General features: G+C 62.2%; 15 protein-coding genes. 7 read left to right on the top strand and 8 right to left on the bottom strand.

Annotation, left to right across the window (positions count from 1 at the left end; genetic code table 11):
• Nucleotides 1-20: 20 nt before the first annotated feature.
• The 8 genes from DESPR_RS05400 to rplU all read right to left on the bottom strand — a co-directional run bounded on the left by DESPR_RS05400 (nt 21) and on the right by rplU (nt 9,988).
• Nucleotides 21-1,715: an ATP-binding protein gene (locus tag DESPR_RS05400; RefSeq protein ID WP_015723804.1), complete on the bottom strand. Its 1,695-nt coding sequence runs from the start codon at nt 1,713-1,715 to the stop codon at nt 21-23.
• A 3-nt stretch (nt 1,716-1,718) separates the two neighbouring features.
• Nucleotides 1,719-5,006 (bottom strand): UvrD-helicase domain-containing protein, encoded by a 3,288-nt coding sequence (locus tag DESPR_RS05395; protein ID WP_015723803.1) that lies wholly within the window; start codon nt 5,004-5,006, stop codon nt 1,719-1,721.
• On the bottom strand, nt 5,003-5,674 hold the full coding sequence (nadD, locus tag DESPR_RS17085) for a nicotinate (nicotinamide) nucleotide adenylyltransferase (RefSeq protein WP_015723802.1): 672 nt from the start codon (nt 5,672-5,674) through the stop codon (nt 5,003-5,005). Before nadD ends, DESPR_RS05395 begins: the two co-directional genes overlap by 4 nt.
• Nucleotides 5,675-5,682: 8 nt before the next feature.
• On the bottom strand, nt 5,683-6,951 hold the full coding sequence (locus DESPR_RS05385) for a glutamate-5-semialdehyde dehydrogenase (protein WP_015723801.1): 1,269 nt from the start codon (nt 6,949-6,951) through the stop codon (nt 5,683-5,685).
• A gap of 112 nt (nt 6,952-7,063) precedes the next feature.
• Nucleotides 7,064-8,239: a glutamate 5-kinase gene (gene proB, locus DESPR_RS05380; RefSeq protein ID WP_015723800.1), complete on the bottom strand. Its 1,176-nt coding sequence runs from the start codon at nt 8,237-8,239 to the stop codon at nt 7,064-7,066.
• Nucleotides 8,220-9,248 (bottom strand): GTPase ObgE, encoded by a 1,029-nt coding sequence (obgE, locus tag DESPR_RS05375; RefSeq protein WP_015723799.1) that lies wholly within the window; start codon nt 9,246-9,248, stop codon nt 8,220-8,222. The genes proB and obgE overlap by 20 nt, the downstream gene beginning before the upstream one ends.
• A 140-nt stretch (nt 9,249-9,388) precedes the next feature.
• Complete coding sequence (gene rpmA, locus DESPR_RS05370) at nt 9,389-9,646, bottom strand: 50S ribosomal protein L27 (protein ID WP_015723798.1); 258 nt, start codon at nt 9,644-9,646, stop codon at nt 9,389-9,391.
• Between the two features lie 30 nt (nt 9,647-9,676).
• Nucleotides 9,677-9,988: a 50S ribosomal protein L21 gene (gene rplU / locus DESPR_RS05365; RefSeq protein WP_015723797.1), complete on the bottom strand. Its 312-nt coding sequence runs from the start codon at nt 9,986-9,988 to the stop codon at nt 9,677-9,679.
• A 324-nt stretch (nt 9,989-10,312) separates the two neighbouring features.
• On the opposite strand from rplU, the gene DESPR_RS05360 reads away from it, so the two are divergent.
• The 7 genes from DESPR_RS05360 to DESPR_RS05330 all read left to right on the top strand — a co-directional run bounded on the left by DESPR_RS05360 (nt 10,313) and on the right by DESPR_RS05330 (nt 15,450).
• Nucleotides 10,313-10,471, top strand: a complete 159-nt coding sequence (locus tag DESPR_RS05360) for a rubredoxin (RefSeq protein WP_015723796.1) — start codon at nt 10,313-10,315, stop codon at nt 10,469-10,471.
• A gap of 208 nt (nt 10,472-10,679) precedes the next feature.
• Nucleotides 10,680-11,381 carry a lipid-binding SYLF domain-containing protein gene (locus DESPR_RS05355; protein WP_015723795.1) on the top strand — a complete coding sequence of 234 codons (702 nt, stop codon included), beginning with the start codon at nt 10,680-10,682 and terminating at the stop codon, nt 11,379-11,381.
• Between the two features lie 48 nt (nt 11,382-11,429).
• On the top strand, nt 11,430-12,545 hold the full coding sequence (locus DESPR_RS05350) for an MlaE family ABC transporter permease (protein ID WP_015723794.1): 1,116 nt from the start codon (nt 11,430-11,432) through the stop codon (nt 12,543-12,545).
• A gap of 10 nt (nt 12,546-12,555) precedes the next feature.
• Nucleotides 12,556-13,332: an ABC transporter ATP-binding protein gene (locus DESPR_RS05345; RefSeq protein WP_015723793.1), complete on the top strand. Its 777-nt coding sequence runs from the start codon at nt 12,556-12,558 to the stop codon at nt 13,330-13,332.
• A complete protein-coding gene (locus DESPR_RS05340) occupies nt 13,329-14,339 on the top strand; it encodes an MlaD family protein (RefSeq protein ID WP_015723792.1) in 1,011 nt (336 codons plus the stop codon). Before DESPR_RS05345 ends, DESPR_RS05340 begins: the two co-directional genes overlap by 4 nt.
• Nucleotides 14,336-14,971 carry a PqiC family protein gene (locus tag DESPR_RS05335; protein ID WP_015723791.1) on the top strand — a complete coding sequence of 212 codons (636 nt, stop codon included), beginning with the start codon at nt 14,336-14,338 and terminating at the stop codon, nt 14,969-14,971. Before DESPR_RS05340 ends, DESPR_RS05335 begins: the two co-directional genes overlap by 4 nt.
• Nucleotides 14,968-15,450 (top strand): DUF3124 domain-containing protein, encoded by a 483-nt coding sequence (locus tag DESPR_RS05330; RefSeq protein WP_015723790.1) that lies wholly within the window; start codon nt 14,968-14,970, stop codon nt 15,448-15,450. The genes DESPR_RS05335 and DESPR_RS05330 overlap by 4 nt, the downstream gene beginning before the upstream one ends.
• Nucleotides 15,451-15,461 lie beyond the last annotated feature (11 nt).

Raw genomic sequence — 15,461 nt, 5'->3', positions numbered from 1 at the left:
ATTGTAGGATGATCTAAAAATTAATCAAGCGGTTGACTGAAAAATTGTTTCACCCTGGCCGCCGACTCGACGATCTGCTGATGGATACGGTCAACTTGTTGGATATTGCCGCTCTTGCCCATGTTTTCCGCCAGCAGGCACAGATTGGCCAGTTCCTCGGCCCCGAACTGGCTGCTGCTGCCTTTCATGGTATGGGCGACCTTGTTGATGGCCTGGGCGTCCCTAGCCTGCACGGCCTGGTCCAACTCGGCGACACGTCGGTCCAGGGCGCGAAGAAAGACACCGATCACCGGCGCGAGATTGCCGACATTCTCGCGCAATCGCCCCAGCACGGCGGTGTTGACCACTGCGGAACCGTCGCTTTCCCTTGGCGTGTCAACGCCCGCGACCTCCGCTGTTCCGGCCAGCGACCTGGGCACCACCGACATGCGCAGCTCCGGAAGCCAGTGGGAGAGCACCACCTGCAATTGTCTGAAATCAATAGGTTTAGCCAGGTAATCGACCATGCCGACCTCCTGGCACCGTTTCTTGGCGGCAGCGGTGACGTCGGCGGTAAGGGCAATGACCGGCGGTGCCTGTCGGTGTTTGCGTTCCGCCTCCTGCAAGATGGTTCTAGTCGCGGCAAATCCATCGACGACCGGCATCTGGCAATCCATGAAGATCAGGTTGAACCTGTTGTCCCGGCACAGCTCGATGGCCTCTTGCCCGTTGGCGGCGACGACCACCTCCACGCCGGTGGGACGAAAGGTTTCCGCCATGACGATCCGGTTGGTTTCCTCGTCGTCGACCAGCAACAGCCGCAGGTCGCCTCCCTCGCAAGCCGGCGACGATTCGACCTCGGCGACAGCGGTGGGCGGCTGACCGCTGTCCACAGGCGCGCCTTCGATCTCTGCAGCCTGTCGCGCCACCCTCAGAGGCAGCGAGAACCAGAAGGTCGAGCCCTTGCCGTATTCGGAGCGGGCACCAAATTCGCCCTCCATCAGCTTGATCAATCTGGCACAGATGGACAGCCCCAGGCCAGTACCGCCGTACCGTCGGGTGGAGGAGCTGTCGACCTGGGAAAAGGGTTGAAAGAGCTTGTCCATGGAACCCTCGGCAATGCCCACGCCCGAATCCTCCACCTCGAAACGGAGCAGCTCGGCTGTTTCCCCTGCTCGTTCCTTGCGCACCCGCAGGAGGATGGCCCCCTGCTCGGTGAATTTGACCGCGTTGCCGAGCAGATTGACCAGTACTTGGCGCAATCGGTGGGCATCGCCCACGTACTGCCGGGACAAGGAGGGATCGATTTCGGCGTTAACCCGCAGCCCCTTGCTTTTGCCGGTTACCCGATAGAGGGAAAGGAGCTGTTCGAGCAAAGCCCGCAAATCAAAGGGCTCGCTTTCCAAGACCATCTTATCGGCTTCGATCTTGCTAAAGTCGAGCAGGTTGTTGATCAGGGTCAGCAGGCTGGTGGCCGAGGTGCGGATGAGGTGCGCAAAATGCTTTTGCCTCGGTTGTAGATCGGTATCGAGCAGCAGCTCGCTGATACCGATAACCCCGTTCATCGGCGTGCGTATCTCGTGACTGATCATGGCAAGGAAATCCGACTTGGCCTGATTGGCCGAGTCGGCCTGGCGGGCCTTTTTGCGTAGTTTCCTGTTTTCCCGCTCCAGCCGCTGCACCTCGGCCTCAAGTTCGGCGATACGCGTCTGCAGGGAGGAGGAGTGCTGGTCCATGGCTCAAGAAAATAGCGAAAGTTGCCGGTGTGCAGGCCTGCGTTTGGTCGCAGGCTGCATTGTCGGTGGCGGGGTGAAGACGTCGGCTGGCAGTTCGGCCAGCAAGGGGGAAGGCTGACGGTCCTCCGCCCGACCGCCATAGAGGGATCGCGACCCGCACCAGGTGAGGTAGAGGGTGGACCTGGCCCGGGTGATGCCGACATAGCACAAACGGCGCTCCTCCTGAACATGCGCCTGCAGGGCCTCGGCAACCAGTTCCCGGCGCGGCGCCAGCGGCAGCAGGCCATCCTCGACTCCGGCCATGAACACCACCGGGAACTCGAGCCCTTTGGCCGCATGGAGGGTGGACAAGGTCACCGCCTCGACCCGGGGGTCGTAAAGCACGGAATCACTGAAGCGCTGGAGGTGGGCGGCAAAGGCCGCAAATGAGCGACCAAAGGTGAGGGCTGTCTCTCGCAGGCGCACTAGGTCGGATGCCCGGGGATCGAGCTGGTAGCGCTCCATCAGGGCCGTTAGGATGCTGTCCAGGGAGCGTTCCCCGTCGTGGCCCACCAGTTGGCCATGGAACGCACGAAAACGGGCAAGGGCTGCGCCAGCGGTTCCGTCGAGGACGAGGCTGTCGAGCACGCCTCCCCGTTGCTTATCCTGAAGAAGGGATCGGCCAAGCTGGGTCCGGACGACCTTCATCCCTTGTTCCCCCAGGCCCTGCTCTTGGCCCAGCAGCTCCAAGAGATGGCAGGATTCGGCCAATCCGGCGAGCAGCAGCATCCACAGATAGAGCAGGCGGCAGTTCCCTTTGGTATAATAGGCCTCGATCTCGACCAGCTGAAAGGGAAGCCCCCGTCTGCTGAGCGTCGTGGCAAGGGCTTCGGCCTGGCGCGAGGTGCGGTAAAGAACGCCGATGTCCCGCAGGGAAGAGGCGGAGTTTTCCGCATGATCGAACCGTTCCAGGCTGCGGTGCGAGGTGCCGCCCACCTGCAATTCGATCTGGTCGGCGATGAAGATGGCCTCCTGATCGGGGTTGGCGCAACGCTGCAGATGGATCGTTCCTGGTGCGGTGCCGCAGGGTTGCATCGGCGCCTGCGGCACGGGATGGGGATTGTGGCTGATCAGCTGTTCGGCGGCGCGGACAATCATCGCGCCGCTGCGGTAGTTGCACACCAGCTGGTGACATTCCGGATGAACATCCTCGATAAAGGCGTGAAACCAGCGGGGATCGGCACCGCGAAAACCGTAGATGGCCTGATCGGGGTCGCCGATGGCGAAAACGGTGGCCGTCTGGGCCAGCAGGGTGACAAGTGCGTACTGGGCCTCGTTGACATCCTGGAACTCGTCGACAAACAGATGGCCGGTGGCGGCTCGCACGGACTCGGCCTCGTTGCCTCCGCCGCGAAGCAAGGCTACGGTGCGGGGCACCAAGGCGTCGAGGTCGATCAAGGACCGCTCGGCCAGCCATTGAAAATAACGCTGCTGATCGGGGTCTGACGGCGAACGCGCCTGACGGCAGCCGAGGGTGATCGCCGCCGCCAGGGCATCCCGTTGCCGTGCGCTCCATTGGGGATGCAGTTCTTCGAGAACAAGAGCCCGTTCTTCGGGCCCGATCACCCGCAGTTCGGGCTGGAAGCGGCGCAGCTGGCTGAGGCAGTAGCCATGAAAGGTGGCCACGGTGATGCCGGCGCCGGTGTGCGCCGTCTCCCCCAACCGCTCGCGCACCTCAGCCGCCGCCTTGTTGGTGAAGGTGATCACCGTGCAGGGCCGCGTTGAGCGGCCAGCTGTCCGCCGCACCCGGCTGACCAGGGTGTGGGTCTTGCCGGTACCGGGTCCGGCTTGAACCAGAATCAGCGGCGCTTCGCTGTCCACCGCCCGCTGTTGCTCAACATTGAGGGAGGCGGGCGGCGAGGCAACCGTGGTCGTCGTGACGGTCGTCGTCTCCAACCGGGTTCTTTTGTGCGTGTGTCGGGAAGCCGCCGCCACCGTGCCGAACAGACTGGCCTGGCCGCTCAGACGGGCGCGCTCCCCCTCGGAAAAAACGCGAATGACGCCGAACTCTCCGTCATAGCCGGGCGTGCGGATGACATGGTTGGTCCGCACCCGTTCGATCGCCTCGGCCAGGAGGGCAGACCCCTTGGCCCTGATCTCGTCGATCGGCGTGTCCAGCAGCAGTCCGAACTCCGAACCAAACAGGTTGATCAGTCGCGCATAGCCATCCACCGCCTTCTTGGTCGCCGGGCCACAGTCGAGCAGCTCCGCCACGATTTCCTGCAGCGGGATCAGACTGTGGACCCCGGGGCTGCCGATGGGAAACACCGGTTCGCTGCGGTCGGCCAACTCCATCACCCGATGGAGTACGCCGATGGTCAGCGGCTTGCCGCAGCGCGGGCAGCGCCCTCCAGTCTTCCGGGTTTCCGGGGGTTCTTGACAGACCTGACATTTGCGGTGACCGTCGCAGTGATATTTCCCCTCTTCCGGATAAAATTCGACCGTGGCGCGAAAAACGTGCTCACCGGCCGCGTTTAGCGGTGCGCGCAAAGCCTGGCGCAGGGAAAAGTAGTCGAAGTCAGTGGCAAAGAGATTGGCCTCGCGGCCCAGCTTGGCCGGCGAATGGCAATCGGAGTTGGAGATGAGGGTGAACCGGTCCAGGCGAGAAATCAGCCGGTTCATTTCCGGATCGGAGGAAAGACCGGTCTCCAAGGCAAAGATGTGGTCGCTGAGATCGCCGAAACAATCCTCGATGCGGTCAAAGCCCGACTTCGAACCGAACAGGGAAAACCAGGGGGTCCAGATATGGGCCGGGACCAGGAAACCCTCGGGCGCCTTCTCAAGCAGTATCTCCAGCAGATCGCGGGCATCCAGCCCGAGGATGGGACGACCGTCGGAGCTGATGTTGCCCAGGGTGACCAAGGTGGCATTGAGCCGCCGCACCGCATCGAAATCCGGCGCGTACAGCAGATTGTGCACCTTGCGCACCTTGTCGCCCCGTTTGTAAATCGAACTGATCTCGGCGCTGAGGACAAAACGGGTGGACTCGGGCGCGGTCGCCGGCCGGAGTCCCGGTGGCAGCCACTGGCTCCAGTCGCGGCCCGGTTCGGGTTTCAAACGAAAGAAACCGGGCTCGGCCGGTTCAAGGCAGTCGTGCAGATGGGCAAACCAGCCCGGGTGGGTGAAATCACCGGTCCCCACCACGCCAATCCCCTTGACCGCGGCCCAGGCGGCCAGACCGTACAGGTTGCTGGCCTTGCTCGTCGCCCGCGAGTAATGGGAATGGACATGGAGATCGGCGATATAGTTCATGCGCTGTTCCGCCAGCCGTACAGGTGATGGGTTTTGATGTAGGCCAACACCGCCGACGGCAGCATGGCCGGCTCCCGGCCAAGGGCCAAGTCCTCGCGGATCGATGAGGAGGACACCGGCAGTTCGATATCGTCGAGATAGGTCACCGTCCGCCCGGTGCTGTTGCGCCAGCGGTGGTGATGCTCGTCACCCTGGAAGGAGGAATCCAGAGTGGCGAGCGTCGTCCCAATGGCCGTGGGCTCGATTCGATCCCGCCTGACCACGATCAGGTCGATCAGGGCCAGCAGCTCGGCGGCCCGGTACCAGTGGGGCAGGTCGAACAAGGAGTCGGCACCGATCACCAGCGCATAACGGCAATCCGGCTGCCGCCGAATCAGGGCCTCCACCGTGTGGATGGTGTAGGACGGTTCGGGCAATTCCGCCTCGATGGCCGAGCAACGCATCCGTCCGCCATCGGGGCAATCGACCAAGGCCGCCTCGAGCATGGCCACCCGATGGGCAAAGGATGCAGACGGCCGTCCCTTGTGCGGCGGCCGGGGTGCCGGAATGAACAGCAGGTTATCGAGACCGCACCGTTCAAGGACGTGGCAGGCCAAGTCCAAATGCCCTTGGTGGACCGGATCGAAGGTGCCGCCGAACAGGCCGACGGTTCGACCCACTGAGGACACGCCCACCTTCAGGCGCGGGTCTCGCCCGCACCGTAGACGATGAACTTGCGCGTGGTCAACTCCTTGAGGCCCATGGGGCCATAGGCGTGCAACTTGGTGGTGGAGATGCCGATCTCCGCACCCAGGCCGAACTGGCCGCCGTCGTTGAAACGGGTCGAGGCGTTGACCATCACCGCCGAGGCGTCCACCTCACGCAGGAACCGCTGGCTACGCTCATAGGAACGGGTGAGAATGATTTCGGTATGTTTGGAACCGTAGCGGTCGATGTAGTCCATGGCCTCGTCGAGGTCGGCCACCACCCTGACCACCAGGGCCAGATCGAGAAATTCGGTGCCCCAGTCGCTCTCGCCGGCCGGTTCAATCATCTCGTCGCAGAGCAGGCAGCTGCGGTGGCAGCCGAGGATACGCACCCCTGCCTCCTTGAGCGCCGTCGCCACCTTGGGCAGGAACTCGTTCGCGATCTCGCGGTGGACCAACAGGCCCTCCAGGGCGTTGCACACGCCGGGCCGCTGCACCTTGGCATTGAGGATGACGCGGATGGCCATTTCCTGGTCGGCATCCTCATCGACAAAACAGTGGCAGACCCCCTTGTAGTGCTTGAGCACCGGGATGCGCGACTTCTCGGTCACCGCCCGGATCAGCCCTTCGCCGCCGCGCGGGATGACCAGGTCGATGTATTCTTCCTGCTGCAGCAGGCAGTCGATGCCTTCCCGGTCGGTGAAGGACAACACCTGGACGATGGCCGGATCGACCGCGTGCTTGGCCAGAACCTCCTGCAGCACCTTGGCCAGGGCCAGGTTGGAGTTGATGGCCTCGGAACCGCCGCGGAGAATGACCGCGTTGCCGGCCTTGAGGCACAGGGCCGCCGAATCGATGGTCACGTTGGGGCGGGACTCGTAGATCATCAGGATCACGCCGAGCGGCACCCGCATGCGGCCCACGGTGATGCCGCTGGGACGGCGGCGCATCTCGCTGACCTCGCCCACCGGGTCCTCCAGGGCGGCCACTTCGCGCAGCCCCTGGACCATGTCCTTGATCCCCTTTTCGCTGATCTGCAGACGATTGAGCATGGCGGCGGAAATCCCTTTTTGCTCGGCAGCGGCCATGTCCTTGGCGTTTTCAGCCAGGATGAACGCCTGCTGGGCGATCAGGGCCTCGCCCACCTCGAGGAGAATGGTGTTCTTCAACGCCGCCGGCATGGCGCCGATGACCCGGGCGGCGGCCTTGGCCTTGTTCACCATGTCCAGAACGGTAGCCTCAATCTGGGTGCGATCCATTGCTGTTCTCCTTTTTGTTCTCTGAAACCGCCGGATTGCGGCGGACTACACTGTGCATGCTTCGGTCGATGCGGTCCACTATGACGCGAAGCGCCCTCCTTGTAAAGCGGCTTTACTGCCCGCCCTCCCGACCCATGATCACCAGGTTGTCGCGATGGATGATCTCGTCGCTGTCCTTGCCACCAAGGATTGCCTCGATCTCCCGTGTTTTTTTGCCCTTGATCCGTTCGATGTCGATGCTGGCGTAATTGCTCAGGCCGGCGGCGATCACCGCCCCGCTCCGGTCCAGACACTGCACCGGCGCGCCGATGGCGAAACTGCCCCGAACCTCGGTCACCCCGGAGGGCAATAGGCTCTTGCCCTGCTCCACCAGGGCCCGGCGGGCACCGTCGTCGACCACGAGAAATCCCTGCGGTTTGAGCACGTAGGCGATCCAGTGCTTGCGCCGGTTGATCTTGCCCTTGCCGGGCAGGAAAAAGGTGCCGACCAACTCGCCGCTGAACAGTGCGCGAAGAATGTCCGGATGGCGCCCCGGCCCGATGAACGAGCAGCTGCCGCAGGCGGCCACCATCTTGGCGGCGCGGATCTTGGCCATCATGCCACCGGTACCGACCAAACTGGTGGACTGACCGGCCATCCGTTCGATGTCGCGGGTGATGCTGGCCACGGTGTAGATCGGCCGGGCATCGGGATCCACGGAGGGATTGCCGGTGTAGAGACTGTCGACATCGGTGAGGATGATGAACATGTCGGCGCCGATCATGTTGGTCATCAAGGCGCCCAGGGTATCGTTGTCGGAGAAACGCAGCTCTTCGGCGGAAACCGTGTCGTTCTCGTTGATGATCGGCACCACCCCGAACTCAAACAGGGTGAGGATGGTATTGCGGACATTGAGATAGCGGCCCCGGTGGGACAGGTCGGCATGGGTGAGCAGCACCTGGGCCACCGGCTGGTTAAAGTCGGCAAAGGCCTGCTCGTAGGCCTGCATCAACAGCCCTTGCCCGGTGGCGGCCAAGGCCTGCTTGACCCTGAGCTCCTCGTGCGCCGTCTTGACCACGCCGAGCCGTTTGCGGCCGGCGGCGACCGCCCCGGAGCTGACCAGGATCACCTGACGGCCGGTGGACTGAAGGAAGGAAACCTGGCGGGCAATATTGCCGATGATGTTGAGATCCAGACCATTCTCGTCGGTGAGGACGGCGCTGCCGACCTTGATCACCACCCGTTTGGCCTGGTCAAAAAGGGTTTGACGGTAAAACAGGCCGTCGTCCTTATTCACCTGAAAGGTCATGACCCACCTCTGCGCGCTGCTCCTCCAGCAGATCACCGAGCAGTGCCTTCAACGATTCCAGCCCCTCGCCGGTCTCGGCCGAGATAACCTGCACCGGCAGATGGACCGCGGCAAACAGCTCCTTCACCTCGGCCAACCGTTCCCCGTCGATCAGATCGATCTTGTTGAGCACGATCAGGTGGGTGCGGTCGAGCAGCTCCTGTTTGTAGGCCGCCAATTCCCGGGCCAGCACCTGGTAGTCCTGCAACGGTTGCTCCGCCTCGGTGGAGGCATCGATCAGGTGCAGCAGAATGGAGGTCCGTTCGATGTGACGGAGGAACTGATGCCCCAAGCCCACCCCCTGATGGGCGCCTTCGATCAGCCCCGGAATATCGGCGATGATGCACGGCTCGCTGTACTTGAGGTGCAGCACGCCCAGCTGCGGCTCCAGGGTGGTGAACGGATAGGCGGCGATTTTCGGATTGGCGGCCGACAGTTTGGACAGCAGGGTCGATTTGCCGGCGTTGGGCAGGCCGATCAGGCCGACATCGGCCAGCAGTTTCAGTTCGATCACCAGCCAGCGTTCTTCGCCCGGCTGGCCGGGGGTAGCCTTGCGCGGCGCCCGGTTGGTCGAGGTGGCGAAACGGGCGTTGCCCAATCCGCCCCGGCCGCCTTCGGCGGCGAGAAAGACCTGCCCGGGTTCGATCAGGTCGGCCAGAACCGTGCCGGTCTCGGCATCCTTGATCACCGATCCGACCGGCACCCGAATGATCGAATCCTTGCCGCCGCGGCCGTGCTTGTCGCTGCCCTGGCCGCCAAGGCCGGACTCGGCCTTGAAATGGGAACGGTAGCGAAAATCGATCAGCGAGCGTAGGTTGCGGTCCGCCACCAGGAAGACATCGCCCCCCTTGCCGCCGTCGCCGCCATTGGGACCGCCTTTGGGCACATACTTTTCCCGACGGAAACTGACGCACCCGTTGCCGCCGTCGCCGGCCTTGACAAAAAATTTCGCTTCGTCAACAAAACCCATGATTGTTCCGGGAAGGCATGAGGGGGGATAATACGAAAAAACCCGGCATCAATGACAATGATGCCGGGTCCGCGACCTGATCTGCGGGAAACGCCTCAACAAGGCGCTCCAATCCTCCCCGAACGAGGAGGTACCCGCCTCTACTCGGCGGGATAAACGGAAACTCTCTTGCGGTCCTTGCCGAAGGACTCGTACTTGACCGTGCCGTCGACCTTGGCAAACAGGGTGTAGTCACGGCCGCAGCCGACATTGGTTCCGGGGTGGATGACCGTGCCCAGTTGCCGAACCAGAATACTGCCGGCCTTGACGATCTGACCGCCGAACCGCTTGATGCCCCGTCGCTGCCCCGCACTGTCGCGGCCGTTTCGCGAACTGCCGCCTGCTTTCTTATGAGCCATGGTGTGTTCTCCAGTAAATCAGTTAATCCCTTATGCTGAAATCGTCTCGATGGCCAGGGCGGTGTACATCTGGCGATGCCCTTTTTTCACCTGATAACCCTGGCGACGTTTTTTCTTGAAGACGATAACCTTCTTATGGCGCCCCTGCTCGACGATCTTGGCCACCACCTTGGCGCCGTCAACCATGGGCTGACCGATCTTCACGGTTTCACCGTCAACCACCAGAAGAACCTCTGCTAACTCCACGGTGTCGCCTACTTCGCCCTGGAGCTTTTCCACGCGAAGCGTGTCGCCGGCTTCCACCTGATACTGTTTGCCGCCGGTCCGAATTATTGCATACATGCGACTCCTCCTCTCTATCACTCAAATCTATAACGGCCAATGGAAATAATTAATCGCAAAGCGCGTTATTTAACCCGATTCCATCGACTTCTGTCAAGTGTAATTTTCCACCCCGCCCTTTTCCCGAACAACGTCCCTCTGGGTCACGGACCGTCCGCCGGGAAGAAGCATAATTTGTATCAACCCTTTGTTCTTTTGCTTGTCCCTGGGCTGAAAACTCTTTAGGGTGTCTTGACGATGAAATGGCTACGGCTCGACACCCCCTTTGCGGGAGCAGCCAAGCGCGAAGACATCCATCAACCCCATGCACCAGGAGAAGAAAACATGCAGAAAATGGAATGTCCCTGTGGATATGTGTACGATCCCGCCGAAGGTGATTTCGAGCACGGCGTGGCTCCGGGAACCGCCTTTGCCGACCTGCCCGACGACTGGGTCTGTCCCAAATGCGGAGCGGAAAAAGAATACTTCTACGCCGTCGACTGATCCCCAGGCCCGCAGGCCGCTCGCGTTGTTCCGGTGCGCGGCCTGCCCCTTTCCCCTCTCGCGCTCCTCCTTGAATACTGTGTTTCTCCTTGTGCCGACGCGGCGGGTTTTGGCACTTTTTTCTTGTGCAAAGACAGCCTATACCATATCATCAATGATTCCGACAGGAAGAAACCCATCACCCGTTCGACTCCGAGGAGGTTTCCCCATGTCCTTCCATCGCTTGGCCGTTGTCCTGCTCTTTGCGCTCTACGCTTCGATCCTCCCGGCCTCATCCGCCTCCGCCGACTATTACGGGGAACCCGCGGATCTGGTTGGTCGCGCCGCCTCGGTCTACAAAGGCTTCATGGCCGATCCCAACATGGAATGGTTCCAGCGCAATGTCGACCAGGCACGGGGTATCTTCATCGTTCCCCAGATGCTGCGCGGCGGTTTCATCATCGGCGGCTCGGGCGGTCGCGGCGTGCTGCTCGCCCAGGATTCGGGTAGCGGCAAATGGAGCTATCCGGCTTTTTACAGCATGGGTTCGGTTTCCCTGGGATTTCAGGTCGGCGCCGATGCCTCGGAAATCATCCTGTTGATCATGACCGACCGAGGGCTGAACGCCATGCTGTCCACCGACTACAAAATCGGCGCCGATGTGGCCGTGGCCGCGGGACCCATGGGCGCGTCGGCCAAGGCGCAAACCGCCGACATCCTTGCCTTTGGTCGCTCGCAGGGCATCTATGGCGGTGTCAGTCTCGAAGGAGCGGCCATCTCTCCCCTGGATGACTGGAACCGGCAGTATTACGGCAAGCCGGTCCAGCTGTTCGACGTGCTCATCAACCAGCGATGGACCAATGCGCAGGCTGATCCACTGCGCCAGCTTCTGCCCAAACCGGGACGAAACGCCCAGCCCATCGGCCGATAGACCGAAATCCGCCGTCCGGGCAACGCCCAACCAACCAGATCGAACACCGTGCATCAGCGACCCTGTTTTTCCCTTGACCGCAGTCAGCCAAGCAGGTTGACGGTTCACCTGCAAGGAGCCTGGACCCTGCGCACCGATCCGCCGCCGCCGACGGAGCTGGTGGGAGCGCTCGACTCCTCCATTCGCACGCTCGCCTTTCTTTCCACCGACCTTGCCGAATGGGACACCAGGCTGCTGGTCTTCCTCAAGGCGACCACGGCAGCGGCCCGCAATGGCGGCATCGCGGTCGACCTGGAAGGCTTGCCGCCCGGGGTGCGGCGGCTGCTGGCCCTGTCCGAGGCTGTTCCGGAAAAGGTCACTTATGGCAAGAACGTCCGCGAATTGCTGGTTACCCGTATCGGCCGCCTGACGCTCGCCCTTTCCGGACAGGCGCGGGAGGCGGCCGCCTTCACCGGTGAAATCATCCTCGCCTGCATGGCGCTGGCCGCAGGCAAAAAACCCTTCAAATGGCGCGATTTCTTCTACTTCATCCAGAGCTGCGGCGTGGAGTCGCTGCCGATCGTCAGCCTGATCGCGGTGCTGGTAGGCGTGATTCTGTCCTTCGTTGGCGCGGTGCAGCTCCAGATGTTCGGCGCCCAGATCTATGTGGCCAACCTGGTCGGCTTGGGCATGGTGCTGGAGATGGGCGCGCTGATGAGCGGGGTGATCATCGCCGGCCGAATCGGCGCGGCCTACGCGGCGCAGTTGGGCACCATGCAGGTCAACGAGGAAATCGACGCCCTGCGTACCATGGGCATCTCGCCGGTGGGTTTTCTCGTCCTGCCGCGGATGCTGGCCCTGATGCTAATGCTGCCCCTGCTGTGCGTCTACGCCGACATCATGGGCATTCTGGGCGGTTCGGTGATCGGCGTCACCATGCTTGATCTGTCGCTGATCGAATATCTCGAACAGACCCGCAAAACCTTGCGCCTCGGCCAGTGCGGCCAAGGTATTCTCAAGGCGTCGATTTTCGGGGTCCTGATCGGCTATGCCGGCTGCCTGCGCGGCATGCAGTGCGGACGGAGCGCGCTCGCGGTCGGCGAGGCCACCACCTCGGCCGTGGTCACCTCGATTGTCCTGATCGTGGTTTCCGACTCGATCATCACCTTCCTCCTCTACCGCTGAGGCCTCGGCGATGACCGAGTCCGTTGCCGCTATCACCGTCCAAAATCTGACCATGGCCTATGGCAGTTTCGTCCTCCAGCGCGACCTCACCTTCACCATCGCCCGGGGGGACATCTTCGTGATCATGGGTGGGTCGGGCTGCGGCAAATCGACCCTGCTGCGCCACATGATCGGCCTCAAACCGCCGGCCAGTGGAGCGGTCTGGTACGGTCGCGATAATTTCTGGGAACTAGAAGAGGAGGACCGGGCGACGATCGTCCGAAGGGCCGGTGTCCTCTACCAGTCCGGTGCCCTGTGGAGCTCGATGACCCTGGCGGAAAACGTGGCCCTACCGTTGCAGCATTATACCGATTTGCCGCCCGCGGTGATTGCCGAGCTGGTGTCGTTCAAGCTGTCCTTGGTCGGGCTGGCGGGGTTCGAGGAATTCTATCCCGCCCAGTTGTCCGGCGGCATGCGCAAACGGGCGGCCTTGGCACGGGCCATTGCCCTGGACCCAGATTTTCTTTTTTTCGATGAACCCTCGGCCGGGCTCGACCCGATCAGCGCCCGCAATCTCGACGAGCTGATCCTCGAACTGCGCGAGAGCCTCGGCGCCACGGTAATCATCGTCACCCATGAACTGGCCTCGATCTACGCCATCGCCACCAACTCGGTCTATCTCGACAGCGAGGCCAAGACCATGCTGGCCACCGGCGATCCCAAGAGGCTCCTGCAGGAATGCACCGACCCGACGGTGCTCAAATTTCTCACCCGGGGAACCGGAAAACGGGAGGTTCGAACAGTTTGAGCAAGAAAGCCAACCCGACCCTGGTCGGCGCCTTTGTCCTCACCGCCATCGGCCTGACCATCGCCGCGATCGTCATCCTGGGCAACATCAAGTTCAAGGACGACCGCTTCCGCTGTGTCGCCTATTTCACCGGCTCGCTCTACGGGCTCGACATCGGCGCGCCGGTGACCTTCCGCGGAGTGACCATCGGTCGGGTCAGCGCGGTGCGGATCAGTTTCGACGCGCAAAAGAACAACTACATCATTCCGGTCTACATTGACATCCAGCAGACCCCGGATCTAACCAACAACCGGTCCGAAAATTGGCATCCGGACACTATCCGTGCCATGCTCACCGAGCTGATCGACCAGGGGATGCGCGCCCAGCTGAAAATCACCAGCCTGTTGACCGGCAAGCTCTACATCGATCTGGCCTTTTATCCCGGAACCAAGGCCCAGCTGCGCGGCAAGGACACCGACCTCTTCGAGATTCCCACCCAGGTTTCCGGGCTTGAACAGATCACCCAGACCCTGGAAACCATGCCGCTGAGCGAGATTCTTCACAAAACCGCCACCGCCCTTGACGGCATCAACTCGATCATCAACTCCAAAGAAACCCGCAACGCCCTGGCAGCCCTGGACACCACCATGGATCGGGTCAACACTCTTTTGGGCCGGGCTGACAGCGAGTTCCCGGCGCTGGCCGCCGAACTGAAAAAGGGATTGACCAATTTTGCGGCTCTTTCGGCCACCGCCGATCGTTTTCTGCACACCGCCGACAAACAACTGCCGGGGATGAGCACCGAATTCAAACACCTGCTGAGCGGACTCAACGCCACCGCCGCTTCGCTGACCAAGACGCTCAACAACATCGAACAACTGACGGCAAAGGATTCCCTGCTCTCCTACCAGGCCGGCGCCTCGCTGCGGGAGATCGAACGGGCCGCCGCCTCCATCAGACAGCTGACCGACTACCTGCAGCAGAACCCCAATGCGCTGCTCTTCGGCCAGGGCGAGGACTCTCCATGAATACTGCCAACAACGTCGGACGTTCCCTGGGATGGCTGCTGGTCTGCGCCTTGCTGCTCGGTGGTTGCCTCAAACCCACGACCAACAATATCCTCTATGCCTTGCAGCCGGTCCGGCAGCCCCCCCTGGGGCATGATTTTACCACCTCCAAGGAGTTGATCCTGCTCATGCCGATACAGCTGGCGCCGCATCTCCAGGGCCGCGGGCTGCTCACCCAGCGCACCTCCGGCGAGGCCCGCGCCTCGGCCAACCACCTCTGGGCCGGTCCGCTGGATCAGCAGATCAGCCAGCAGATGGTCGCCGACCTCAAGGACCTGCTGGCCACCGACCAGGTCGCCGCCTACCCCGGCCCACGCTACGGCGTCATCCGCTACCAGCTGGAAGTCGACATCAATGAATTCAGCGGCAACGGCCGCCAGTTCATCACCACCGCCGTCTACACCCTGAGCGACAGCGTACGCAAAACCATTGTGGCGCGAAAGACATTCCGCCAGACGCGCCCCATCGACAAACCGGAGTATTCCGGCTATGTTGACAGCGGCTCGCAGGCCGTCGCCGACCTGAGCCGCGAAGTGGCGGCCGCCCTGCTCTCCGCCCACCGTTCACAACCCGTACCGCCGATACGCCCATGAAAATCGAACGCATTGTCCTGCTGTTCTGCGCCCTGTTCCTGTGCACCCGCCCTGTCGCCGGCGAAACCCTGTCCAAATGGCTCGGCCAGACAGTCTATGTGCCGATCTATTCGCACATCTACGCCGAGGACCGCTACCGCGACACGCCCTTCCTGCTGACCGCCACCCTCAGCGTGCGCAACACTGATCCGGACAAACCATTCACCCTGAAAAGCGTTAGCTACTACGATTCCAAGGGGGTGCTCCTGCAGCAGTATCTGGAGCAACCCATGACCATCGAGCCTCTGGGTTCCACCCGGTTCATTGTCCCGGAATCGGAATCCAAAGGCGGCTCGGGCGCCAAATTCCTGGTCGAGTGGGAGGCGAAGGCCGCCGTCGTCGAGCCGATCATCGAATCGGTAATGATCGGCACCAAGATGCAGCAGGGCATTTCGTTTATCTCCACCGGCCGGGTGATCAAGGGCGTGCCGGCCCGCTGAACGGATACCTC

It is taken from the genome of Desulfobulbus propionicus DSM 2032 (assembly GCF_000186885.1).
GTDB lineage: Bacteria > Desulfobacterota > Desulfobulbia > Desulfobulbales > Desulfobulbaceae > Desulfobulbus > Desulfobulbus propionicus.
The sequence above is the reverse complement of the archived record's forward strand: the minus strand, read 5'-3'. Positions and strand labels throughout refer to the sequence as shown.